Origin of the sequence: Streptomyces sp. ISL-36 (assembly GCF_018614205.1) — a bacterium.
In the GTDB taxonomy this organism is placed as follows: Bacteria; Actinomycetota; Actinomycetes; order Streptomycetales; family Streptomycetaceae; genus Streptomyces.
Window position 1 is genome coordinate 39322 of record NZ_JAGGOS010000084.1, and the last position, 24412, is coordinate 63733.

15 protein-coding genes and 1 pseudogene are annotated in these 24412 nt (G+C 71.6%); all 16 read right to left on the minus strand.

Going from position 1 to position 24412, the window contains the following annotated elements:
• Nucleotides 1–106: 106 nt before the first annotated feature.
• Nucleotides 107–1360: pseudogene (locus J7E93_RS37275) on the minus strand (DUF6519 domain-containing protein); the annotation flags it as partial.
• Entirely contained in the window at nucleotides 1357–3552 is a 2196-nt protein-coding gene (locus J7E93_RS38100) for a hypothetical protein (protein WP_215071614.1), read from the minus strand. The gene J7E93_RS38100 and the pseudogene J7E93_RS37275, both read right to left, overlap by 4 nt.
• A complete protein-coding gene (locus tag J7E93_RS38105; RefSeq protein ID WP_215071615.1) occupies nucleotides 3549–6092 on the minus strand; it encodes a putative baseplate assembly protein in 2544 nt (847 codons plus the stop codon). Before J7E93_RS38105 ends, J7E93_RS38100 begins: the two co-directional genes overlap by 4 nt.
• Complete coding sequence (locus J7E93_RS21825; RefSeq protein WP_215071616.1) at nucleotides 6089–8524, minus strand: putative baseplate assembly protein; 2436 nt, start codon at nucleotides 8522–8524, stop codon at nucleotides 6089–6091. Before J7E93_RS21825 ends, J7E93_RS38105 begins: the two co-directional genes overlap by 4 nt.
• Complete coding sequence (locus tag J7E93_RS21830; RefSeq protein ID WP_308368741.1) at nucleotides 8512–8871, minus strand: GPW/gp25 family protein; 360 nt, start codon at nucleotides 8869–8871, stop codon at nucleotides 8512–8514. The genes J7E93_RS21825 and J7E93_RS21830 overlap by 13 nt, the downstream gene beginning before the upstream one ends.
• On the minus strand, nucleotides 8868–9212 hold the full coding sequence (locus tag J7E93_RS21835) for a PAAR-like protein (RefSeq protein ID WP_215071617.1): 345 nt from the start codon (nucleotides 9210–9212) through the stop codon (nucleotides 8868–8870). Before J7E93_RS21835 ends, J7E93_RS21830 begins: the two co-directional genes overlap by 4 nt.
• Complete coding sequence (locus J7E93_RS21840) at nucleotides 9212–9721, minus strand: phage baseplate assembly protein V (protein ID WP_215071618.1); 510 nt, start codon at nucleotides 9719–9721, stop codon at nucleotides 9212–9214. The genes J7E93_RS21835 and J7E93_RS21840 overlap by 1 nt, the downstream gene beginning before the upstream one ends.
• Nucleotides 9718–10884: a hypothetical protein gene (locus J7E93_RS21845; protein ID WP_308368742.1), complete on the minus strand. Its 1167-nt coding sequence runs from the start codon at nucleotides 10882–10884 to the stop codon at nucleotides 9718–9720. Before J7E93_RS21845 ends, J7E93_RS21840 begins: the two co-directional genes overlap by 4 nt.
• Nucleotides 10877–11242 (minus strand): hypothetical protein, encoded by a 366-nt coding sequence (locus J7E93_RS21850; RefSeq protein ID WP_215071619.1) that lies wholly within the window; start codon nucleotides 11240–11242, stop codon nucleotides 10877–10879. The genes J7E93_RS21845 and J7E93_RS21850 overlap by 8 nt, the downstream gene beginning before the upstream one ends.
• Nucleotides 11239–11895 carry a hypothetical protein gene (locus tag J7E93_RS21855; RefSeq protein ID WP_215071620.1) on the minus strand — a complete coding sequence of 219 codons (657 nt, stop codon included), beginning with the start codon at nucleotides 11893–11895 and terminating at the stop codon, nucleotides 11239–11241. The genes J7E93_RS21850 and J7E93_RS21855 overlap by 4 nt, the downstream gene beginning before the upstream one ends.
• Nucleotides 11892–13280: a DUF4157 domain-containing protein gene (locus tag J7E93_RS21860; protein ID WP_215071621.1), complete on the minus strand. Its 1389-nt coding sequence runs from the start codon at nucleotides 13278–13280 to the stop codon at nucleotides 11892–11894. The genes J7E93_RS21855 and J7E93_RS21860 overlap by 4 nt, the downstream gene beginning before the upstream one ends.
• A complete protein-coding gene (locus tag J7E93_RS21865) occupies nucleotides 13265–20551 on the minus strand; it encodes a DUF4157 domain-containing protein (RefSeq protein ID WP_215071622.1) in 7287 nt (2428 codons plus the stop codon). Before J7E93_RS21865 ends, J7E93_RS21860 begins: the two co-directional genes overlap by 16 nt.
• Nucleotides 20548–20814 carry a hypothetical protein gene (locus J7E93_RS21870; RefSeq protein WP_215071623.1) on the minus strand — a complete coding sequence of 89 codons (267 nt, stop codon included), beginning with the start codon at nucleotides 20812–20814 and terminating at the stop codon, nucleotides 20548–20550. Before J7E93_RS21870 ends, J7E93_RS21865 begins: the two co-directional genes overlap by 4 nt.
• Nucleotides 20811–22754 carry an ATP-binding protein gene (locus J7E93_RS38110; RefSeq protein WP_215071624.1) on the minus strand — a complete coding sequence of 648 codons (1944 nt, stop codon included), beginning with the start codon at nucleotides 22752–22754 and terminating at the stop codon, nucleotides 20811–20813. Before J7E93_RS38110 ends, J7E93_RS21870 begins: the two co-directional genes overlap by 4 nt.
• Nucleotides 22751–24094: a DUF4255 domain-containing protein gene (locus J7E93_RS38115; RefSeq protein ID WP_215071625.1), complete on the minus strand. Its 1344-nt coding sequence runs from the start codon at nucleotides 24092–24094 to the stop codon at nucleotides 22751–22753. The genes J7E93_RS38110 and J7E93_RS38115 overlap by 4 nt, the downstream gene beginning before the upstream one ends.
• Entirely contained in the window at nucleotides 24091–24312 is a 222-nt protein-coding gene (locus tag J7E93_RS38120) for a hypothetical protein (protein WP_215071626.1), read from the minus strand. Before J7E93_RS38120 ends, J7E93_RS38115 begins: the two co-directional genes overlap by 4 nt.
• Nucleotides 24313–24412: the final 100 nt, after the last annotated feature.

The window sequence follows — 24412 nt, forward strand, 5'->3', positions numbered from 1 at the left end:
CCGTCTGGCCGTCGCCGCTGACCGCGCGCAGTGTCATCAACTGGGTGAGGTCGGGGAAAAGTTCACGGCAGTCGTGGACGTCGCTCCAGACGGCGCCGTCGTAGCTCACCGTGGCGAGCTTCGCGAAGCGGTGCCGGATTCCCTTGGGGGGCTGTTGCCGCGGCTTGCCGTCGGCGGTTCGCGGCCAGATCACGTCGCCGAGCCGGGTGCGCGCGGGGACGAGCCAGTAGTCGCCCGTACGGTAGGTGACGCCCTGCGCGAATCGGATCCGGATGCCCGACTCCAGCAGACTCCACTCGTCGGCCCCGGTGGCGACCGGCACCGTGCCCTGCGAGTCCCAGCGGCGGACGCGGGGCCCGGCCGGATAGGACTCGTGCTTCAGGTCGTCCGGAAGGGTCGCGGGGAGGCCGTCGATCTTGAGGCGGTTCCCGCGCACATCGGCCAGCCTCACCAGCTTGCCCGGCCGGCCCAGCAGTTCGCGTGTGTCATCCGTCAGTTCGACGGTCATGCCCGTGGTGAAGCCGACGACACCGTCCCTCCCGGGGTCGGCCACGGTGATGAACCCCTCGGAGTCGGGGCCCGACACCCACGATGCCGCCGTGGCGGCGTTGTCCCGGGCCCACACGGCCGTCGCCGTAGCCGCGGGACCGCCCTGATGGATCTCGACGCGGTAGTGCTGGTTCTCCGGCCCGCGGAAGCCGCCGGTGGCCGGCACGTAACACGGTCCGCTGCCCTCGTCGGGGTCGTCCGTCCGCACTTCGAGGAGACCGGTGGACGCGGCGGTGAGGGCCTTCCAGCCCGCCGTCTCCAGGTCGCAGCCCGCCCCGGTACCGCCGACGTCGCCGAGGCGCAGCAGCCCCACCTGCCAGACCGTCTTGAGACGTGTGGTGGTGTCGGCTCCGCCGAGGGCGACCTCCCGGATGTGGTTCTCCTCCAGGGCGGTGCGGTGCAGGTCCCAGGCGTGCACGAAGGCCAGGTAGCGGCCGGCCGTGGCCGGACCGTCCTTCAGCGACCCGTCGTCGTTGTGCACGACGCCTTTGGCCGGCAGGTCCGGCTGCTTCCAGACGGACGTCCCCGAGGGGAGCCCCTCGTTCTCGAGGAGGTAACCGTCGACGTAGTAGTGCCCGTTCGAAAGCAGCAGGTCCTTCCCGTCGCTGCTGATCGTCAGGCCGAAGGCGGCCGCCGACGCCGGGCCGCCGGCCGGGCCGAGCAGGTCGGCACCGGTCGATGAACGCAGATGGTCGACAATGTCCTGCTGCTCGTTCCAGTCCGCGTCCAGATCCACGCGCCCCTGCTGCCGGAGGACTTGACGGAAGTGGCGCGTGGGGTCGAAGGACGAACGGCTGATGTCGGCTTTCACTGCTGACTCCTCGGGATGACGGGTAGCGGCGCCGCTACGAGACCGAACGGCAGGTATTCGTCGAGCGCGTTGACCAGGTTCGCCAGCCGCTGAGACCGTTGCGCGGATCCGAAGGCCCCGATCTCCAGTCCGTGTTCGGCACCTGACACCAGCTCCGGCGGACTGTCGAAGGCGAGGACGGCGTAACCGAAGTGGCCGAAGTCCGTGGACACGAAACGCGGTGCGAGTCGGGTCCGCACCTCGGGAGCGAGACTGAGGGGTACGTCCTCGACGGCGGCTTCCGGCTGGCAGCGGTAGCGGCGCGGGGTCTTGGAGCCCGGCGGAACGTAGCAGAAGCGTACACATCCCGATTGGTGGCGCTCGACCTGGACCGGAGCGGTGAACAGGGTGCCGTCGGCCGACAGTTCGCGGACGACCGTCTCGCCGAGAACCGTGCTGCCCGCGAGGGCGGCATCGGCTGCCACCGCGTCGATGGCGCGGGCGCCGCCGTGCGCCTGGACCACGGAGCCCTCGATCCGCAATCGGCGCACCGTGGCGGGCAGGGTGACGGGCCCCACGAGGGAGCGGTGGATCTCCACGGCGAGTTCGGCATCGCCGCCCGTGATGCGGATCCCGCCCCGTGCGGGCACGATGCCGCAGTTGTGCACGGCGATCCGGCCGAGCCGCGCGGTGCCGTTGTCCAGGAGTTTCAGCCCGCCGTCGATCAGGAGCCCGTCGAATGCCAGCTCGCCGGGCTCGCGATCAGCGGCGGCCGTCCCGGACACCTCGATGTCGCCCACCAGGCAGGGCCGGACACCGGACGGTTCGACGTCGCCCGTCCGCTGGACCGCGGCAGGATCGACGCCGTCCGGTGCCCGCCTGGTCCGTGCCGCGATGACCACGAGCTTGTTGCCCTCGCCCAGCCGGATGGCATGGTCCCCCGTGAGCGCCTCCACGTAGCGATGGCTGTCCGTCACCGCGATGACCCCGAAGACCCCCCTCCGATCGTCCTGCCAGGTGTTCCAGGCGTCCACCGCGTCCCGGAGCCGTGTGTGGTCGACGGGGTGATCCGGGTCGCGGGCGGTGCCGACCGAGCGCTGCCAGTCCACCGGACGGTCGAGGACGGCGTCGAGGCTGTCGAAACGGCCGTAGGCGCCCGCGCCGACGTCGCCGCCCGACCCGTAGGCGTGGTCGATCCGTACCCGATGGGGCGGCGCCGGCAGAGGGAAGGAGATCCGGCCGAGCACCGGATCGACGAGGACGTGGTCCGCTTCCGGCCGTCGCCAGGTGGTGAGATCACAGACCCGCAGCCGTGTCGCGGGTACCTCGACGAGCGGGTCGGCCTCCTCCTTGGCCACGTGGATCCGGAACACCGGAGACTTGCCGAAGAAGCGCTCGACCGGAGTCCGCCCCTGGGCGAAGGGGGCCCGGCGTTCCTCCAACTCGTGGAAGAGCGGCCTCCTGCGTGCGAGACCGGGTACGTGCTCCTCCTGGGCGAACTGCTCGATGCCGCCCTCGGGCGCCGGCCGGACGAACATCGGACGGTCGGCACCGAGCGGATCCACCCGGTATCGACCGTCGTCGGGGTCGCCGACCGGGTACGGCGTGACCCCTTGCAGCCACGACGAGCCGATCGGCCACACGAACAGGCCGAGATGGGGAATGTTGAACCAGCCCCCATCGCTGCCGGGCGGGCGCACATCCACGGTGTGGGGCAACGTGTCGAAGGGCCCGTCCAGCAGTTCCAGAGCGTCACCGTGGCGCAGATCGGCCGACGCGGGCCGGTGCGGCCTCGGGTGGTTGACGTTCTGGGTGGCGGACAGAAGCTCGAAGAACTCGACGGCCTTCGCCGGCCAACCGGTGGCGTCCCGGGCCAGCTGTTCCAGCATGGCGGTGGTGCCCTTGCGGCAGCGCAGCCGAAGGGTGTTGGCCACCCAGGCCCGAGCGGTCGTGGAGGTGACCCCGGCCACCTGGTGGACGCTGCGGACGCCGAGAAGGTCGCCGATGTAGGGGATGACCCACTCGGCGCAGGTCTCGATGAACCAGTTCTCGCCCAGTTCCTCGATGTCGGCGTCGACCACCCGGATCTGCTCGGCCACGACGTCGATCAGCGCACGTGCGGTTCCTCCGTTCTCGGCGTCGCGGCGACGCAGCGCGGCGGGAAGGAGCGCGTAGAGACGGTCCCCCGTGAGCGGGGCGGTGTTCGTGGTCACAGACTCGGCTCCGGGGCGTCGGTGAGCGTGATGTGAGGCGCGGACAGGGTCAGCACCTCGTCGGGTCGGGCGCGCAGGACGTCCGCTTCGGCCGCCTGGCCGGCGAAGCGCAGCTTCCCCGGTTCCACGCCCAGGACGCCGTCGACACTCTGGGTCACCGCGAGGACCTCGCCGGCCGCGACAGGTTGTCCGAACTCCCGTGCTGCGAAGGAGAAGGCGCGGACGAGAGCGTCGGTCACGGCCGCGTACACCTGCGAGACGACCCGTGTGCCCGCCGTACGCAGACCCAGTTCCACCATGAACGGCCGGGGGGTGAAAGTGTCGACGCTGACGTCGTGACGGGCGTGCCGGGCGGCGTCGATGCCGGCCGTCAGGTGGGCGTGCAGCGTGGAGGAGGGGGCGACGGGCTGTTCGTCGCTCGTGGCGACGACGAGCCGGACCTGGAGCCGCTCACCGGTCCATCGGGCGCTTGCGCGCGCCTTGCCGACACCGGAGAAGGAGCGCGCGAAGTCCTCGTAGTCCCGCAGCGACACGATGCGGTCCAGGGCCAGCGCCGTGCCGGGCACGTTGCGTCGGGCCTGGGACAGTTGCTCGGGGTCGGCGCCGCCGGTCGCCGCGACGGGGTTGATGACGTCCTGCAGACCGAGCGGCCGGGACAACGGAAGGCTGATCCGGCGCGCGTCGACGTTCCCCGCCCGGCCGGTCCCGATCCGGTACTCGGCGACGACGTTGTCCTTTCCGGTGGGCAGCCGTGCTCCGGTCCGGCCGTCGCCGAAGCACACGGTCACGGTGCCGTCGTCATCGCGTCGGGTGAGGAACACCCGGGCATCGGGCGGCTGGCCGTGGAGCGTGGGGACCTCCGTCCAGCGCACGCCGTCGACCCTGACGGTGAGGGTGCTCAGGCCCCCGGTGGGCGTGGGGGCGGACACGTAGGTGAGCGGTTTGCCCAGGAGGGTGAAGCGGGGGAAGGGCACGGACCCGTCGCCACTGCCGAGGGTTTCCGTCCGGCTCTCGCCGTCCGTGGCCGGTGCGACGTTGGCGTTCACCCGGACGGAGTCCGGCAGATAGGAGTGGGTCAGTTCTTCCGTGAGGAAGAGCGTCGTGGAGGCGCCCGTCCCGATGGAGGAGATCCGGCTGACCTCCGCGATCTCGTCGCCCGTGCGGGCGGCCGTGCCGCGGATCGCGACCAGCCTGCCTTCCGGCGGCAGGACGGGCGGTGCGGAGGCGAGCTCGATCTCCTTGCCCGACACCGCCTGGGTCACGCGCTGGTAGGCCGGCTCGAGTGGTTCAGGACAGGCGTAGACGGTGGTGGAGCGGATGTCGAACGTGGTGATGTTGTCGCCGATGAGGTCGAGAACGGTGACCTGGGCCTGCATGAGGAAGTCATCGACGCTCTCCTCGGTCACCTTGAACACCGTGTACTTCTCCGTTTGCTGGGGTGAGGCGAGCACCACCCAACTGCCGCCCGCGATCCCGGGATGGACCCGGTCGAGCCGGACCACTCCGTCCGCCGGCAGCTGCGCCTCTGCCCAGGAGAGCTGGCGGTCCGCGTAGAGCCCTGGATGAAACTTCGGCGTCCCCGGTCTCCCGTCCGCATTGGCCGGAGTCACCCACTCGCCCACGCGGAGCGAGGAGGGCAGGGCCTTCCACGGCACGGCGTTGTACCCGAAGACGAGAGCCCGCACGCGCATCACGTACATGTCGGCCGGACGGCCCAGATGCGCGGAGTCGACCGGCCGGATCGACTCGACCGTGGCGACGGTGTGCTCCGCCAGGGATCCGGACCGCTCGACGGTACGGAGGTCCGTGATTCGGCACGCCTCCCAGTCGAGGACCGGATCGGCACTGGCCGGCAGTGGTGTCGGGAGCAGGACGATCACGTCTCCGACGGCCACGCCCGTGGACGTGCCGGCCAGCCGGAGCGTCGTGTCGCCGAGCTTCGGCACCGAGCGCACGATCGACACGGCCCGCATCGCGTTCCATTCGGGGCGCCCCTCGACCTCCTCCGTCGTCTCGAAGGTACGGGGCAGGGTGTCCTGGACCGGGACGCTCTGCGCCTTGGTCCCCACGGCCAGCCGTACCGCCTCCGGAGTGGTGGCCGCGAGGGCACTGGCCGGGAGATCCACGAGGGGGGAAGGGGCGGGGACCGTGGGCTCGGCCAGGGTGAACGCGAGAGCGGTGGAGGCGGCCACCCCCGGGCGCAGCTCGTATCCGATCATCCGGGCGAGCTCGAGCACCGACAGCCGCTCGGTCGCCGTCCGCAGGAAGCCCTCGTTGGCGATGCGCTCCTGGTAGAAGGTGAGGACGTCGAGCATCGACCCGCACGCGTCGAGCAACGCGACCACCGGGTCGCCGTCGTCCCGGGTGGCGAGGTGGCGCAGCACGGGGTCCGTGCCCAGCGCGCGGAGCATCGCGGCCTTGAACTGGCCGTGCACGCCCACCCGGTACGTCAGGCCGTCGAGCCCCGGCGGGTTGGACGGAGTGGCCGGCCGGGACGGGAAGGCGGGGCCGCAGCCGCAGCCGCAGTCGGTACCGGTCACAGGCCCCCCTCGGTGACGATGCGCAGCTGGCCCCGCTCGGGGCGGCTCGGGTCGTTGTCGAGCCGGATGACCTCGAGGTCTCCGACGGCCAGCAGGCCGCGGTCGCGTTCTCCCGCCGACACGCGGCCGAACCGCTGGAAGCGGGTGACGGTCACGAAGGCCACGCCCGCGACCGACATGGCGGCACGGTGGATCTCGCTGACGTAGAGCGGCTGCCCGAAAGTGAAGCGGTCCGGTGCGAAGAAGCCGCCGGTTCCGTCGGCGAGCCTGCGGGGTCCGAACACGTCGAGCAGTTCCCGCTCGACCTCCCGGGCGAAGTAGCCGGGCTTCACGCAGACGCTCAACTCCAGGTCCAGCGCGACGGGTTGCGGACCTGTCACCTCCAAGTCGTAGCCCGCGATCCGGAATCGCCGGAGATGCGCCGACAGTTCGGCGAGGAAGGCGGGATCGCCGGTGACGGGTGCGTCGTCGCGACGGTCGAGGGTGAGGAAGACGGTGTACCAGCTGCCGGTCCAGCGGAACCTCGCCTTGGCGTTCTGCACCTCGGGGTGGCGTCTGGCGACCTCTTCCCAGTCGGCCTCCGTCACGGCCCGCTGCTGGACGCGGAAGGACTGGGGGGCGAACTCCTTGATCTCCGCCATGGACTCGGGGCGGGTGCCACCCCGGGCGGGCAGCGGGTTGGTCACGTCCTCGATCCCCTCGCGATCCCAGACGAGTCGGCGAAGGGTGCCGTGGCCGACGTTCCCCTCGGGGCCGTTGCCGATCCGGAAACTCGCGGTCAGGGTCGTGCCCTTCAGGGGGCGCATCCCGTGCACGTCGTCCCCGAACCGCAGCCGGGCGGTCTCGTCGCGCTCCGTCTCCACCACCAGGTCCCGGTCGAACCGGTCGCTGCCCAGCAGATCGAGCTGGGCACGCCAGGGGTGGCCGAGCTCGTCGGTGAGCCATACCTGGGGGAGCGCCGTATCGGGCGAGCGACGGAACACGTCCGAGGCGGGCCGCGTTCGGGCCTTGTCGTGCACGTACGGCTCCGCGTTGCTGAGCGGGGCGTCCGGGAGGACGGGGCGGTAGCGCCCCCGGTCGGGTACCGGGGGCAGCTTGCGCCCTGTGACGCCGCGCCCGTGGTCGGCGAGCACGACGTTGCCGCGGGCGACGGCGAGTGCCTGCTCGCCGGCGCCCGGCGAGGAGGCGTCCTTCACCCACAGCGGGAACGGCAGGGCGTCCGCGTGGTGCCAGCGGACGTCGTACACAGGGCGCCCGCCTACCGACCCTTGCACCTGCTCGAGCGGATCGAACCGGCGCCGGGCCTCGATCAGACGGACGGCGTGGCGGTGCGCCGGGTCCGCGTCCGCCTCCAGACCGGTCTCCCGGCCGGCCGTCTCCTCGAAGATCAGCACGTCACCGGCGGCCAGGACGAACCCCGCGTCCACCAGAGTCGCGCTGGTGCATCCGGCAGGCAGACAGTAGGAGTCGGCGCTCCAGGTGTGAATGGCGATACGGGAGCGCGCGGCTACGAGAGTCAGCGGATGCATCGTCTCGAACGTGATCACGTCCCCGAGGGCCTCCGCCTGCGCGCGGCTCAGGGTCTTCGCATCCTCGCGGCGGCCGAGCAGCACGGGCGTGCCCGCCTTCACCTCCTGGCCGTTGCTCGTCGTGTCCGGTTTCACGTCGATCGCGATCCAGGCGCGGGCGTTGGTGCCGTCGTGGACGTGGTGGTCGAGCAGGCGGGCGTGCCTGCGTGCCGAGATCCTGCTGCGTGCCGTACCGAGATAGGCCTCGGTGGCCACCGCGTCCTGGAAGTAGCTGAGCTGGTCACCGATGTGCGCGAACAGCTCCACCAGGTTCACCAGCCCGTCGGCCGGGCTGCGATCGGTCCAGGTGGGCAGCAGCGTGCCCAGCCGGTCGAGCATCAGCCGGCGGAAGCCCTCGTAATCCTTCGCGAGGTAGTCGAGCACCGGGGGAGCGGGCGAGGGCGGGGGCTCGTCGGGCCGCGGCCGGCAGTCGAACGCGCTGAGGCAGCCGACCTTGAAGGAGAACCGGACCATGGCCAGGACCGGATCGAACCCGTCCGGCGGCTCGGCCGGGGTGGCCCGGCTCACCAACCGCAGCGTGTAGGAGGAGAAGTCCCCGGCCCTGTCGACCGAGACGGTCAGCACGCTTCCGGAGGCCTCGACACCGGTCACACCGATGGCGGTGACCCGTTCGCCCCCTTCGACGACCACATGGCTACGGTCCAGTGCCGGCGTCGCGGGGATCCCGCCGGTCTGGCCCGGCAGCGGATGCAGAAAGTGAACCGCCAGCCTGCGCTGATCGTCGGGGTCGACCTCGAGGTAGTCGATGCCGTTGTGGGTGGTGCTCTCCCGCACCTTCTGCCGACGCTTCTCGTCGGCGCACGTGAACACCGGTGCGACCGCGGCACCCGTCACAGCGACCATCCGAACTCCTCGGCTACACGCCGGTCGGATCCGCGCGGCGAGTAGACCACGAGGACGCGCAGGGACTCCTCGTCGCTGTCGACCTCCACCGAACCGATCTCGATCAGGTCGCCCAGCCAGCGTTGCAGGGCGCTCTGCACGGTGAGCTGTGTCGTGGCGGCGAGGGTCGGGTCGGCCGGGGCGAGGATCAGCTGGAGCAGACCGCTGCCGAAGTCGGGCCGGTTCACTCGCTCGCCCGGCTGGGTCATGAGCACCTCACCGATGAGCGCCCGGATGTACTCGTCGTCGGGCAGCGCGGCGCTCCGCCCGGAGATGTCGATCAACGGCGGGACGGCGAAATGGGTCACTGGGCCATCACCTTGGTCTGGGTCGTGGTGACGATCGGCGGCCCCTGCGGAATCTGCTCGACGCTCTGGCAGAGGCCCGTGCTCGTGTTGAGGAGGGCCGGCCGCCCGGTCACCAGGACCCGGGTGGCCGGTGTGGCCCACACGACACGGACGCAGGGCTGGGGCTTGGTGCCGACTCCGAAGGGGATCTGGAACGGGCAGCCGGTCACCGGCGTGTTGTCGGTGACCGTGGCGACCGGGAAACCGGACACGAACACCCTGCTCTGACCGGTCGAGATCTGTGCGGGTGCGCCGTGCGAACAGGAGACCTTGGCGGTGAGATGAGAGACGGCTCCGGGCATCAGGTGACCACCAGAGCGGTCTGGTTGACGGCGACACTCGCACCGGCGAGCACGATGCTCGCCCCACGTGCGTTGTTGATCGTGATGCCCGCGTCGCTGACGGAGATGAAGGCCCCGGACGTCGACTTGATGAGGATCCCTCCCGTAGGGCCCGGAACGTCGGAGATCACAAGTCCGTTCTGCCGGGTCGTCTGCAGCACGATGGACGGAACGACCGGGGACACCGCGAGCGCCAGGGCCGGCACCTCCGCCGCGCTGCCGTACCAACAGCCCGACCAGATCGGATGGTTCGGGTCCCCCTGCTCGTACTCCACCCACACCCCGGCGCCGGGAGGCGGGAGCATCCAGGCGCCGTGCTGCACTCCGGCGGTCGGAAAGCTCGGCATGGCCCACGTCGAGGGGCCGGGCCCGGACACGTCGGGCACCTGGACCATCAACCGGCCCGTCTGCAGGGGATCGATGTTGCTGATCACCGTGCCGCGATGCTTGCCGTAATAGCGTTTGCTCATGGATGGACCGCTTCCGAGATGGCCACGTGTGCGTTGCGGCTCAGACTGAACCTCTGTTTGAACTCGCCCGGTTTGAGCGTGCTGGTGACGCTCTTGACGTAGTACTCGCCGTCGTACGCCGGACCCGCGCCCCGCACCCCGACCAGGCGACGGGCCTGGAGAGGGCGTCCGTAGCGCATCACGTCGAGCGACCCCGAGGCGGAGATCACCTGTGCGGACTGGGCCGCCCTCGCCATCGCGCGAGCCGTCGTCTTCACGATGTCGAACTTGGCCGTGGCATCGTCCCGGTCGGTCGTGCCCTCGGTCGCCTTGCGGCCGGCGTTGATCGGTTTGACGGACAGCGGGACCGGGATCTTCCGGCCGAGCGGGGGATTGAGCGGGGTGATGTCCGGTACCGGAATCGGGATGGTGAGGTGCGCCTTCGGCAGGTGCCCGAGGACGAGCGGCACGGAGCGCGCGATGCCGTCGAAGGAGAACGACAGGGACTCCACGTTGGTCGCGGCGTCCATGTTGACGCTGAGGGCGGCCTGTGCGCGGCCCGTGCGTACCTCCGGACCCCAGTAGGCGAGGTTCTGGCCGGGGCGCGGTCCCGGCTCGACGTAGAAGACGTAGCCTGCCTCGTCCGCGAGCCTGCTGATCTGCTCGTAGTCCGTGCCCTGCTGGTTCGGCACCTGCTCCAGGGGGTTGGGGGCCAGCAGCAGCACGCTGGGCACGATCTGCGGGACCAGTCCGTACATCGCGTACTTGCCGACGAGGAAGCCGACACACAGTTCGGGCGGCATGGCCGGGAGTTTCAGCCAGCTCATGTCGACCAGGTCCATCATCTGCGTCACGTCGACACCAGTGAGGGTCAGGGTGGACTGCGCGGCGTCATTGCTCGGCGCGACGTCATGGCGCGTGATCACTCCGTCCATGAGGACGGTGGAGACCCCGTCGACATGGGCCACCAGGATCACCCGGGCCGGCGGATCGAGCGAACGGCCGGGCAGCAGCCTCCGGTTGAGCAGACCGTCCCGGGCCAGCGCGAACTTCAGCTGGAAGCCGCTGCGCTGTCCGGCCGAGACCGTGATCTGAGCTTCCAGCAGAGCCTCGGCCAGCTCGGCGGGTACCGGCTCGGCACGCAGCGCGCCGGTCATCAGGGTGAACGTGACGCCCTTAAGCACCGGCGCCTCCGGGGCCCTCCGCGGCGGCGCTCACCCGCAGGACCCGGCCGGGCTCGGCGGCCAGCCCGGCGGGCCGGGCGTCGAGGGTGGCATCGGCCAGCCGCCAGAAGAGCGTGGGGTCGCCGAACACCTCGGCCGCGAGGGTGTCGATCCGGTCGCCGTCCCGGACCCGGACCCGGCCCAGTGTCGCGGATGCGTCGGGCTGGGGCACGAATCGTCGGCGCAGGTGCACGGTCACTGTGCCGTCCGGGTTCCGCCGCTCGGCGGTCGGCGTGTCCCGGTAGCGGCTGTTCGGTGCCTGGTGCACCGGGGGCGCGCCGGTGACGGAGGCGAGGAACTGGCTGATGTCGACACTCATGACACTCCTCCGATGCCGAGCGCGGCGATGCCGGCCGGAGCCTGCCGAGAGGCCAGCTGTTCGAGCCGTTGATGATGCGTCATGGCCAGGCTGCCCGCGAGCGTGCCCACGCCGACGTCGTTGACCGTGGAGACCCGCAGCCCCAGATGGACCTTGGCCCGGACGGGATTGAGCTGCGTGTCGAAGCTCTCCTCGGTGATGGAGAACTCGGTGATCCGGACGGGCGTGATGTGGTGCTTGGACCAGACGAACAGCGTCAGCGGGGTCGGTGGAGGGATCACTTCCAGCGCGCCCGCGGCGGCCAGGGCCGCGGCGGAGCGGACCGCGTCCACCGTCGGATAGACGATCGTCTCCAGCAGGGCGAGCTGGGACCGCAGTCCCACCTCCACGACCGTACGGTTGGCCTCAGGGAACTCCAGCTGGTCTGCGGCGTCGAACTCGGCGTCCAGCGTGATGGTCTGCGCCGGCGGCCCGGTCAGCCGCAGGGCCTCCGCCTTCGCCCCCGCGTCACCCCCGGCACCGCGGACCTGGAAGGAACGGGCGACCGTGTCGGGGTTGTACTGCAGGGTGATGACCCGGCGCACGGCACCGCTCGTCGGATCGAGCAGGACGATGCCACCGCGCACGGTACGGGGCGAGCCAACCGGACTCATCGCTTCTCCTTGAGCATGCGCAGCACGTTGAGCAGGTCGATGCCGCCGGTCGTCGTGTGGATGCCCTGGCGGCGCAATTCGTCGTTCACCCGGTCCGGGCCGGTGAGCCCCTCGCGGCTGAGCTCGCGGTCGACCAGGACCTGGGTGCCGAGGTTGGCCGCGTTCCGCGCGTGCTGCTCGGGCACACCCATGGCGCGGAACCGCTCGTACCAGTAGCGCGTGTGGGTTTCGATGGCCGCGGCGGTACGGGGATCGATGGCGCCCGCCCCGTGGGCGACGAACGACTGCCGCATGGCCGGCCAGTTCACCAGCGGCTCCTCGGTGCGAGGAGGCGGCTTGTGGAAGGGGGAGTCCGCGAGCCCCGGATCGCGCAGCGTCGGCAGTGGATGACGGGGATCCCGGTAGTACGGGACGGGCTCCCGCAGCCTGACGTCGGGGACGTCCGGCAGCTTCCCCGGCGGGAGCGGCGGCTGCACCGGGTCGAGCCGCAGTCCTCCGCCGTGCTGCTGAGGGCCGGGCGCCTGCGACGAGGACGGGGGCTGCGGTTGCGGGAGCGCGGTGGCCCGGATGCCGACGCGTCGGTTCGCCGTGGCGTCCTCGCCGAACTCCGTCGTCGCCCCGTGCGCGTGGATCCTCACCACGGACCCGGCCGGCAGCATCGCCCCCAGCACCACCGCCACGGTCGCCGCCCGGTGGGCGGAGAGGTTGACGTTGTACTCGGCGTCGCCCTCCCGGCTGGCGTAGCCGTCCACGTCCACCTGCAACGGCTGGTGGCCTTGGAGGACGGCCCGCAGGGACGTGAGGTCCATGCTGGAAGGGCCCGTGGAGTCGTGGTCGAACAGCACCCGCGCGTCCTCCGTGGCCGGCCGGGTCCGTACGACGTCGAACGGCGTGGAAGGCGGCGCGAGCGGCGTCGCGCGACCCGGTGAGCGCTCCTGCCGCTGCAGGGCGGTCACCCCGGCCCTGCGCTGCTGGAGCACATGGACGAGCTCATGGGCCAGGACGGCCCGGTCGGCGTCAGGGGCGAGCATCACGTGTTCGCCCACCGTGAACCCGAGACTGTCCTCCCGCTCGGTCGCGCGTGCCGCGGCCGCGTCGTCATGCACGCGGACCGAGCGCAGATCCGCACCGAAGCGCCGCTCGAAGAAGCGGCGGTCGGCGTCCTCGATCGGCCGGCCGACGCCCGGCGGACCGCCCCCGCGGTGATCCCGGTGGGGCACCTCGCCGGCCGTACGCGGCGTGGCCCGAGCGGACGGGTCCAGGGCCGTCCGCGCCGCCCGGTCCGCCTCGCGCTCGGCGGCCCGGCGCGGGGACGGTGAACCGGAGTCGCCGGCCTCCGGATGCGAACGGGGGGAACGGGAGAAGCCGGTCACGGAGTCCTCCACACGATGTCCTTGGCGACGGCGCGCTCGATATGGGCGGTGACCCGATGGGGCGTGAAGCCGGGCAGCAGGTACACCTCGAAGTCACGGAAGCCGTAGATGTCGATCCTGCCCGTGGAGACGGCGGAGCCGCCGGGCAGCCGGATCATCGTCGATTCGATCTTCGCCCGGGTGTCGGCGGGTTCGCCGGGCGCCACCTGGGCCACGCTCGCCGCGACCTGCTTCACCTCACCGGGGATGTGCCCCGTGAGGTGCAGTCCACTCAGGGCGTCCCGGGCGAGCGTCACCGTGCCCGAGACGAACCCGCCGCTGGCCGCCGCCAGATCGATCGGGAGCGGCTTCGCGCTCCGCATCGACAGTTCGACGTCGATGTCGCGAAGGCTGAACGGCATGCCCGGCGGTTCGTCCTTCTTCTCCGGTGCGTCGAGCTTCTGCCTTGCTTCGCCCTCGATGTTCAGCAGTCTCCAGATCCGCACCCGCTCCGACTTCTCGGCCTCGCGGAGCTCGTCACGGTCCAGGTCCCAGCTCGCGACGACGAAGCGTTCCGATCCCTTGTCGCCCCGGATACCGACGCCGAACTCCAGGTGGGGCGGTGTGGAGTGCAGCGTGAAGTTCATGGCGTGACGCCACCCGCCGAGGAACTGCCGCTCGATCTCGCGGTACCGCAGCCGTCCGTCCACGACACGCAGGTCGACGTGGAGGTCGCCCAAGGCAGGCAGACGCATGGCGATCCTGCCCTGGAGCGAATCGAAGACCTCCTGATACGGGCCGAGCGTGGCGAGGGTGGCCGTCCACGGGTGCTGTGCGGCCGGCTTCTTCTGCGGCGGGCCGTGGAACCGCGCCTCGAACCGGGCGTCCTGGATCTCGAGTTCGTCGAGGGTGACCCCGACCGGTCCCCTGGCCCGGTCCGTGTCGATGCGGGACTTCCCGGGCAACGTGGCCCGGTCCACGGTCACCTGGAACTCCGACCCACCGCTCTCCTGGTTCTCGTACTGCAGTCCGGTCACACCGAGGTCGGTGAGCGTGATCCTGCCCGTGGCCGATTCGTAGTGCACGGACTCGGCGCCGACCCCGGCCGCTCGGGGACGCCCCTGGCCGGGGATCCCCCTGGTGCGCAGCCGGTGGCGGGGGGTGCTCCGGAAGACGGCTTCGATGCCGGTCAGGCTGGGGTGGAGGACGTCGAGGAGGAGGCCGCCCCCACTGAGGAAGCGCACGTCGATCCGTTCGGCGAAGGCTCGCGCCTGTGCCTCCTGGACGATGCCCTTGACCCGCGCCCGGATGTCCGGGACGAGCAGCGCCGGCCGCGATGCGGTGGACTGACCGGGGTCGGTCTCGCCCCCGATCCGCAACCGCAGTTCGGGGATGCTCCAGCCGCCCCCCGGAGCGGTCGGCGGGGCCAGGACGACCCCCTCGGGAGGCAGCACCAGGCGCGTGTCCCGCAGCACCATGGACTCGCCCGGCGGCAGCCACACCTCGACGGGACCCTGCTCCTCCGGCTTCTCCCCGGCGGACAGCTGCGGCAGGGTGAGCTTGAGACCGTCCGCCTCGATCGTGTCCACCCCGACCTCACGCAGCACGATCCGGCGAATCGGCGAGGCGTCGCGCCCACGGGCCGCCCGTTCGGCCGGGGAGCGCAGCTCCACCTTGAGCCTGGCCGCGATCCGGTGCAGTCGGACACCGCGGCCACCGGGCATGCTGTCGAGCAGCACGTTCGCGGACCGGTAGTGGATCTCGTCGAGGCCGAGGTCGGCGATCCGCAGGCCCGGCTCGTCGCCCGGCCCGAACTCGACCCCCTCCGGCCCGATGTCGACGACGCCCGTGTCCAGACCGTCGATGGTGAACCGGCTCTCCGCCACGTGGGCCGACTCCTCGGCACCGGTGGGACCCGGGTCGGACCACACTCCCTCGGCGTCCACGGAGGCACGTGCCCTGAGCCTGACATGGCCGTTCGACAGGAACGAGGCGTTCAGCCCGGTGACGCGGACGGTCGCCTCGGCCAGGAGGTTCCGCGCGAGCTGGCCGCGGAACTCCGCCTGTACCGACCCGACGTCCAAAGTGCCCGTCGTCACGCCACGGTCCGCTGTCCAGGCGAAGCCGGAAAGCGAGATGTCGCGGATCTCCAGCGGGTGATGACCTGGAGGGAGCTTGGAGTGCCTGGGGGTGCGGCCCAGTTCGAGATGGAGCGAACCCTGGTGGTACGCCAGCTGATCGGCGGTGATGGACGTGACCTTCAGGGTGTCGACGGCCACGCGCATCGGCCCGCCCGTGGGGGCGGTGACGCTGCCGGTCGCGGTCAGCCCGGACAGCACGGCCGGTCCGTCCGACACCAGCGAGGCGCCGTCGGCCGTGGCCCAGTGCAGCCGGCCGAGCTCGACGGTGGGGATCAGGAGCGTGCGGATCGTCCACACGTCCCCCGAGCGGTGCACGGAGGCGCCTCCGACGAGGAGCTTTCGGAGGACGACCCCGCGGCTCGGCCCGCTGTCCGCCTCGCCCGTGAACTGGAGGCCCCCAAGATCGACGTCGCTCAGGCTCTTGACGCCCGTGCCGTCGGTGGCGGCCCGCACCCGGAGAGCACCGTTGATCACCGGCGGACCCTGGACTCGGGCACTGGCGATGCCCAGCCGGCCGCCGAAGGCGCCCGCCGTCAGCTGGATGTCCAGGTTCTCGATCGCGCCGACGCTCAGCTCGTCGGGCAGCGGGCTTCCGGCGGTCGCCGGGGCACCGATCGCGAAGTCCATGCCGCGTACGTCGATGTCGAGCAGCGCGCCGCCTTTCACCTCCGCCCGGAACGGAGTGCTCGCCCCGTTGTTCTCGAAGACGAGCCCGGGCGCGGCGGCCCTGGCGCAGTGCAGCTGGACCACATGAGCGTGCCAGCCGCCCTTCGGGTCCCCCGCACGGCGCAGGAGTCCCGCGTCCAGGAAGACGCCGTCGAGCCGGGCGGTGTCGTCGGAGTGGACCCATGCGTCGGAGGTGCGGAAGTCAAGGCCCCTGAGGGTCGCGGACGCGAGATCGATCCGGACCGGCTTGATCCCCGTGATCGCGCCACCCGGCTTTTCGCGCAGCACGGTGACGCTGCTCCTCAGGCCGGAGAGGCCGATTTCGGCGGCCTTCGCGTCCGGGCGGCCGAGTGCCGCGCCCTGTACGGAGATCTTGTCCGCCTCGATGTCGTACGAGTCCCGTTTCCTCGACGCCACCTTGACACCCGCGACCGTGAGCTCCTTCACGGAGACTGCTCCGGCTCGGACGCCGCGCGCGGTCACGGAGTCGGCCGTTCCCGAGCCGGTCAGGCCGGCGAGGAACGAGGGTCCGGTGGATTCGAAGCCCCCGCCGACGCCCCGCCCCTCGACCGTCTCGGCCCGGTACCCGAACACGAGGCGCAGGGATTCCCGTTCCTCGACGAGGGTCTGCGTTTCCTGCGGCGTGAGCGGTGGAGTGCTGACGCCTCGGGCCCTGCTGTCCAGCTCCTCGTACGACCGGACCCTCCCGAGCAGCCCTTCCAAAGGTCCGCGCTGCTGGGGAGGCAGCCCCTTGAGCTGCTGCTCCAGCTCTGACGAACCGGGGATCTCCCCGAGGACGGCGACGTCGGTGGCCGTGGCCGTGGCGGCCCGGATCCCGCCGGTGAGCGCGGGACCCGCCGCCTCGGTGCCGGCACGGGAGGAGCGGGCGCGGAAGGCCTTGACGCGGTCGGCGTCGGTGACGAACACCGAGGTCGACTCGATGTCCGGCGTGAAGGCCGGTCCCGACACCTCGCCACCCACTCCGCCCAGCGTCAACGAGGCGGCGCGGACGTCGCCGGAGAGACCCTTCAGCTCGGCCTTGGCGACATCGAGGACGAGTCCACCCGCCAGCTCCTGTTCGAGCCGGGCGGCCTCCTTCCGCTCCGTCTCCCCGACGCTGGAGGCCGACTTCAGGAACTGCTGACGCAACTGCTGCAGGCGCTTGTCCTTCTCCTCGCACCGGGCCAGCTCCGCGCGGGCCCTGTCGAGCTGTTCGCGCAGCGCCGTGCGTGCCGGAGCGGCGTCGTCGTCCGGCTTCTCACGGTCCAGCCGCTGCCTCAGCACCTCGACCCGCGCCTTGCACAGGGCGACCTGGTTCAGGCCGCCGCCGATCAGGAGATGGTCGAAGCTCGCCCGCTCGGCGGTGATGCCGGCGCCGTAGGCGAGCCCCTCGAGCGTGAGGTTTCCGACGGTCATCTGCATGCCCTGGAGGGAGAAGGCACGGGGGAGGGACCGTACGAACGGCAGACGGACGACACGCAGGATCGGCTCGATGAAGCGTGTCACCGCCGGGCCGAGGGCCAGGGAGAGCCACGGTGGGCTCACGGGCGGCTGGGCCGTCGGCTCTTCCGTGCCCGTCCGGCCCACTCTGGCGTCGAGCGAGGTGGCCAGCAGCCTTGCCACGCCCAGCATCAGATCCTCGCCCGTGACGAGCGCGTCGGTCGCCTCGGCCCTGCCCAGCTTGGCTTGCACCCCGGTCGGCCGGCCTGCCTCCTCCACGGGGTAGTTCGCGCGCGCCTCGAAGTCGCTCAGAACCATCCGGCCGCATTTCAGCACCTTGCCGGGGGTGACCAGGTCGACCGGACCGAGGTCGAGCGCACCCTTGGCAGCGACATGCAGCTGACCGGTCTCCGGCTCGTACTCGGCGGTCACCAGTGCGCCGCGGAACTCCACGTTCTCGAATCCGATGGACTTGCGGGAGAAGACGACGCCGTGTGGCACCGGGACCATCAGCTTGATCACGAACCACATCAACCCGCCCGAGAGCCGGATGGCGTCCTGGAGACCCTCCGGTGCTCTCCCCTTGAGCGTCTGCGGCGCGTACTCGGTCCGGTGCGGCTGCGCGTACAGCTCGAAGGCCTCCACCAGGGCGGGGAGCCGCTCACCCTTGGAAGAGAAGGCCTGGGTCTCCCTGGACCGGTCGAACACGAACCGTCGCAGGCCCAGTTCGACGGCCATCCGGACCAGCGTGCGCAGCTCCGCCGCACGGTCCTCGGTCCAGAGGCGGTTGTCGCGCAACCGCTCCCGCAGCCGTTCCCCTTCCTTGCCCTCCCTGTCGACGAACAGGCTGACGCCCGCCGACTGCCGCATCTCCTCGGTCAGCGCGTCCGTCATGGCCGCCCAGCGTTCGGTCGCGGCCAGCTCTTCGCGGTCATCCGCGGGCAGGCAGCGCGCCAGCTGGAACGCGAGGAAGGCTTCGCGTGAGGAGACGGACCAGCGGGAGAACAGACCTCCGACGAAGGGCAGCTGCGACCAGAAGTTACGGGAGATCAGATCGTGGATGTGGCGGATCAGGTGGACCGGGTCGCGCAGGGCGACGACGGAACGCAGCACCTGGACGGCGTCGAGGTCGCGGAGGAAGGCCAGGGGCAGCGCGGACAGGACGGGGGAGAGCTTGCCGAGCTGGTCGAGACGGACCACGACGGCGCGACGCACCTTGAGGGCGCGCTCCGGCCCGAGCTCGTTGCCCGCGGTGCCGATCCGGCGGACGGCATCCGGGGCGGAGGACTGGCGGGCGCCGCGCGTCACGTCCTCCAGAACGCGCTGCCACACCGTGCGGGCGGGCTTGTCGGAGAGTTCGTCGGCGACAGAGCCCGCGACGTCGGCGAGCCGTCCTTCGGCGGTCTCCACCACGATCCCCTCGTACTGCTCGCGGCGTTCGGAGGGGATGTTGTCCTCGAGGCGCCGGAACCACTTGCCGCCGTCGAGGCGCCGCCAGCGGTCCTGGTCCGCCGGGGGGAGCCGTCGGACGATCTGGTACGCCAGCCAGGCGTCCCGCTTTCCGATGCCGCTGAGGGAGCCGAACAGCCCGTAGGTGAGGAGGGACTGGAGGCGGACGAGGTTCGCCGCGACCGGGCGGTGTCTGACGACCTCCAGCAGGACATGGCCGTACGCGTTCGACTCGTCCCGCTCGTCCTCCGGCAGGGCGTCGATCAGCCGCTCCACCGTGCCGCCGTCCTCCAGGGCACGCACGACGTCTCGCAACGGCCCGGACAGGGGTCGCTCCGCGGGGGTGCGGTGCGCTTCCTCCCGCGGGCCCGGCACCCCGGGCCGCAGGAGCTCCAGCGCGGCGCGGGCCCCGTCCGCGCCGCCGTCGCGCACCAGCTTGGTGACCCGGGCGACGACGTCGGTCCGTCGTCTCGCGTCTCCGAGCTCCCCGCGGTCCAGCACCCGGGGGAGATCCGGATCGGGCCGGGCCGCCGCCGCGCGCCCGGCGGTGGGTGCGGCCGGCTGCATGAGAGCCAGGATCGGCTCGCGCTGCTTGCCCTTGAGCAGCCCGGCGAACGTGCTGTCGGTGAGCGCTCGAAGGACCTCCACGGCCGCCGCGCGTTCCTCTTCCGGCGGCCCGGACAGGTCCATGCCGGCGAACAGCCGCTCGTCCAGATCGTTGAGGACGGGCTGCGGGAGCGCCCGGTAGCAGGACAGCACCGACCGGCGGTGACGGCGCCGCTGCCCGTCGGTGAGCTCGTTCGCCAGCCGCGCGACGCAGGGCGTGCCGACCGCCCTGGCGATGGCGGACGCGATGTCCAGCGGGTACTGGTCCAGGATCACCAGCGCGTAGGAGACGTCGGCCTCGCCGACGGGCCGGCCGAGCCGGTCCCTCAGGATCTCGATGTCCTTGGCGTAGGTCCGGGAGACCTGCGCCACCCGGTCCCCGGCCTCCGCCGCGGCCCCGGGAGGCGGCAGCGCCTCGGCCAGGGCGTCGGTGTCGGCCGCGGCGATTCCCTCGGCGAGCGGTACGACGGCGGCGCCGAGCTCGCGTCCCTCGGCGAAATCGGCGGCAGCAGCGGCGGCTTCCGCTTCGGCCTCCGCCTTGGTGCGGCGGCGAGTGGTGCCGGGGGCCACGGAACGCTGTGCCAGGTGGGTGGCCTCGTGCGCGAGCAGCGCCCGGCCGGAAGCCGTGCCCGGGTCGTAGCCGTCGGGGCGCAGCCAGATCACCCCGTCGGCGAGGAGCCCGCGAGCGCCTCGTGGGGCGGTCCTGCGGGCGGCTTCGCCGTCGACGACGACCTTCGCGGTGTCCAGACGGAAGCCCAGCTGAACGGCCAGCCGCCCCAGCAGTCGGGCGGTGAGCGCGGCGCGGGCCGCGTCACCGTCGACGATTCCCGGGTGTGCCCGGGGCCGGGGCCCGAGCGCCCGCGGGCCTCGGGCGGCCGGCGAATCGGTGGAACGACCCCGCGCCGACGAGAGCCGGTCGCCGCGCGCGGCGAGCTGTTCCTTCTCGGGGCCGGCCGCCGAGCGACGGCTCGCTCCCGGCACCCCCTTCTCCGCGGCGCTCATCCGCCGAGCCCCTCGTACACCGTGCGGGCCAGTCCGTCCGCGACCTCCTCCACGGCCGCCGACCTCGGGAGCACGGTGAAGAGAGGCCGGTCCGGTGCCCCGACGGTGCCTGCCACCCAGCCCGGCGGGACGCCCCGGTCGAGCAGCAGCCGGGAGAACGCCGTCTCGAAGGCCTCGGCGAGGCCGTGGGGTCGTTCGATGTCCACCCCGTGCACGACGATTTCGTCGATGCGCAGCTCGACGGCGTGCGGCTGGGTACTCATGACCAGCCTCCTGCCTCGACCTCGGTGAGCGGCCGGTCGAGCTTGGCGTACTCGCTGCGCGCCGCCCGCAGGATGTGGGCCATGGTCACCGGCTCGTCCGCGTCGGCGGCCAGGAACGAGGCGTGGAACGCGATGTTGCGGATACTGCCGCCGGACACGTTCAGCCGGGCCAGCCTCTCCGGATCCAGGCCGCTCGTGGGTACCTGTGCCGGAAACGCGGAGCGCCAGATGTCCGCCCGCTGTGCGGCGTCCGGGAAGGGGAAGTTCACCACGAAGCGCAGCCTCCGCAGGAACGCCTGGTCGAGGGAGGACCGCATGTTGGTGGTGAGGATGGCTACACCCCGGTAACTCTCCATGCGTTGCAACAGATAGCTGACCTCGATGTTCGCGTACCGGTCGTGGCTGTCGCGGACCTCCGTCCGCTTGCCGAACAGCGCGTCCGCCTCGTCGAAGAGCAGCACGGAGCCGCCCTTCTCGGCCGCGTCGAAGACGGCCCGCAGGTTCTTCTCCGTCTCTCCGATGTACTTGCTGACGACGGCCGACAGGTCGATGCGGTAGAGGTCCAGACGGAGTTCGGCTGCGATCACCTCCGCGGCCAGCGTCTTACCGGTGCCGGACGGTCCGGCGAACATCGCGCTGAGGCCGAGCCCACGGGGGTGGTCTTCGGCGGAGGTCCAGGCGTGCTGCACCTTGGCGGCCCCGCGGGCCTGTGCGGAGATGTCCCGCAGGACGGTGTACTGCTCGGCCGGGAGCCGCAGCTGGTGCCAGCGTGCCCGCGGTTCGATGAGCTGTGCCAGGTCTCCGAGCCGGTCCCTCGAACGGGTGCGGCAGACGTTCCACAGAGAGTCCCCGGAGGGACCGGCGTCCACCGTGCCGTGGTGGACGATATCGGCGAAGCCCATGTCGAACTGGGTCACCGCTTCGTCGATCTGACGAGTCAGCCGGTCGTCGGCCTCCTCGGGATCCGCGAGGACACTCCGCCACAGGGCGCGTTGCTCCGATCGAGGAGGTCGTCCCACCGGCAGGTGCGCACCCGCTCCCGGCAGGGGCACCGGGCCGGGGGCGGTGACCACGATCGGGGCGTCGGCGCGGTCGAGCAGCGCCGCGACGGCGCGACGCTCCTGGGTGCCTCCGTCCTGGCACGCCAGGACCATCACCGTGCGGTCGAGCAACGACTCCCGCTCCCACAGTCGGGCGAAGCTGTCGAGGTCGGCGGGGTCGGCCGGAAGGTCCGCGGCTGTCACGCGGTACACCGGCACGCCATGCGCGGCCGCCACGACCACGGCGTCGAGATCCCGCGGCTCGGGCCCGTGCAGAACGACCGGGGGAATCGGCCCCGTCCGATGGGTCCCCCAGATGCCGCGCACCCGGCCGGCCGCGGCGGCGAGACTCGGCGGCAGGGGTACGTCGGAGGCGAGGACCTGGACGGCGTACGGGCGCAGCCGCCGGTCGAGCCGGGAGAGCCCCAGCAGACTGTGCAGCACCCGCTCGTCGATCTGCAGGGGCGCCGCCGTGATGCGACCGTCCCCGACGTCGACGAGCCGTCTGGCCCGGAGGGGCCCCTCCGGTGTGATGGCGCTCCAGTGAGGCTCGTCGAGGGCGGCGAGCGCGAGCCCGAAGGTCGGGCGGTCGTGCACGCCGCCGTTCACCATCGAACAGATCTCACCGATACGAGCGTCGAGTTCGTCGGCGGCCGTCAGCAGGAGCATGTTCCGCTCGAACGCGCCGAGTCCGAAGCACTGCGCCACGACATCCAGGGCGGACGGTCCGGGCAGCGCCGCGGCCGCCTCGTCGCAGGCCTGTCGGGCGGCGTCCGTGGCCGCGGGGTCGTCCCCGCCCGGCAGCCCCGCGTAGCGGCGCAGCCGAAGCTCCAGTGCGGTGACCTCTGCCGCAAGCCAGCGCTGATTGGCCGAAGCCCAGGATTCGTTCTCGGTCGTCACAGATCCACCCCTGGGCTCTTGTAGAGACCGGTGCGGCTGTCGCGGCCCAGGGCGCTCTCGGCGCCGTCCACGGAAAGCCTGACGACGTACCGGCCTTTGGGAACCTTCTTGAAGCCGAAGGTGATCGTGGCGGTGTCGGTGCCGCCCGTCGTGACGCCGTTGTCCTTCGGTGCCGCGATCGCGATGCCAAAGGCCCGACGGCCGGCGGGCGCGCCGATCTCGTTGAGCAGCAGGGTGACGTGCTGCGTCGCCGTGACCCTTGGTGTGACGGTCACGGTGACCGTGCCGGACACCAGCGGGACACCGTTCACCGTCTCCGTACCGCTGACCTGTGCGGTGGCGGTGACGACCGGAGCGAGGAGGAAGGAGACGCCGTTCGACGGGTAGACCGTGACCTCGGCGGTCTCCTCGCCGGCGGGCATGGGCGAACCCTCCGGACGCGGGACGCTCACAGGGACCTCCATCCGCACCTGCGCCGGGACGACTCCGGCCCTGAGCGCGGGAGCGGCGGTGGCGAGGGGGACGGTGATCGCGGACTCCGTGACCTCCGCGGCCGTCGGGCGGTACCCGAATCCACCGAGCAGGACCAGGCCGTTGCCACCGAGGCCGCGGCCGCGGAGCACGATGGTGCTGTCGGGGGTGATGACGCCACCGGCGCCACTGTTCATCACGGCATCGAGCACCGGGGGGAGTTGGGGCCGGACGGTGGACGATGCGGCGAGCCCCGCGACCGGCAGCGCGGGACGGCGCGGCCGCTTGCTGTCGATCACCACGACATGGGCCGTGTACGTGGCACTGGGCCGGTAGTGGGCCTGCAGAGCGGACCACAGCTTGGACACTTCCTCCGACGACATCGTGGTGGGAGTGAGCCGTACGAGCTCCAGCTGGTCCGCGAGGCCGGCTTCCTTCAACTCCTTGGGGAGGGACTGGTCGGTGAGATCCGGGTCGAGTGCCTTCCTGATGACGTCCCTGGTCAGGACCGCCTCGTCGTGCAGAGCCTGCAGCGCGTGGCCGAGGATGATCTCGCCGACATAGGCCTCTGCGCCGTACACGGTCAGGAGATAGTGCAGGTCGAGCCCGAGGGGAGGAGCGTTGAGCGGTCCTCCCGTCGGCGCGGCGGCGGGCATTGCGACGTTGTTCCAGCCGTGGTTCGGAGTGACCTGGTAGAGGAAGAGGTTGAGCTGGGCCGGCTCCTGGGCGCCGACCGTGATCCGGTCGGGCGGCAGGGCGCTCACCGCGATCTCCGATGAGCGGACGGTGAGATCGGCCTCGGCGATGCGGGCGCGGAGGCGGCTGCACAACACGGCCGTGACGGCGGCGAGCGCGTACGCGGTGCTCACGCGCTGCCCCCGAGCCCTGACAGGTAGCTTTCCAGATCGGGTGCGACCTGCTTGGGCCTGGCGTCGCGTGGGGGCGCGGGGGGTGGGGCGGAGGGACGGTGAGCGGCACGAACCTCGATGCGGCCGACGACGACGGTGACGGTGGGGGCGGGCGGTCCGGGTTGGGGATCGGGCTGCGTCAGCGCCGGGTCGGCGATCCGTGCGGTGACCGTCGGCACGGGCGATGGACGCTCCTCGGTCGCGCGCCGAGGCGTCGAATCCGGCGTGGAGGCCTGCGCCACGGGGGGTTCTGTCGTCCCTACGGGAGTGTCGGCCTCG

Excerpts from the sequence above, each read along its gene's own strand:
- J7E93_RS21865 (WP_215071622.1), bottom strand. The coding sequence starts at position 20,551 with ATGAGCGCCGCGGAGAAGGGGGTGCCGGGAGCGAGCCGTCGCTCGGCG.
- J7E93_RS21855 (WP_215071620.1), bottom strand. The coding sequence starts at position 11,895 with ATGAGTCCGGTTGGCTCGCCCCGTACCGTGCGCGGTGGCATCGTCCTG.
- J7E93_RS21850 (WP_215071619.1), bottom strand. The coding sequence starts at position 11,242 with ATGAGTGTCGACATCAGCCAGTTCCTCGCCTCCGTCACCGGCGCGCCC.
- J7E93_RS21840 (WP_215071618.1), bottom strand. The coding sequence starts at position 9,721 with ATGAGCAAACGCTATTACGGCAAGCATCGCGGCACGGTGATCAGCAAC.
- J7E93_RS21870 (WP_215071623.1), bottom strand. The coding sequence starts at position 20,814 with ATGAGTACCCAGCCGCACGCCGTCGAGCTGCGCATCGACGAAATCGTC.
- J7E93_RS21825 (WP_215071616.1), bottom strand. The coding sequence starts at position 8,524 with ATGGTCGCTGTGACGGGTGCCGCGGTCGCACCGGTGTTCACGTGCGCC.
- J7E93_RS21835 (WP_215071617.1), bottom strand. The coding sequence starts at position 9,212 with ATGCCCGGAGCCGTCTCTCATCTCACCGCCAAGGTCTCCTGTTCGCAC.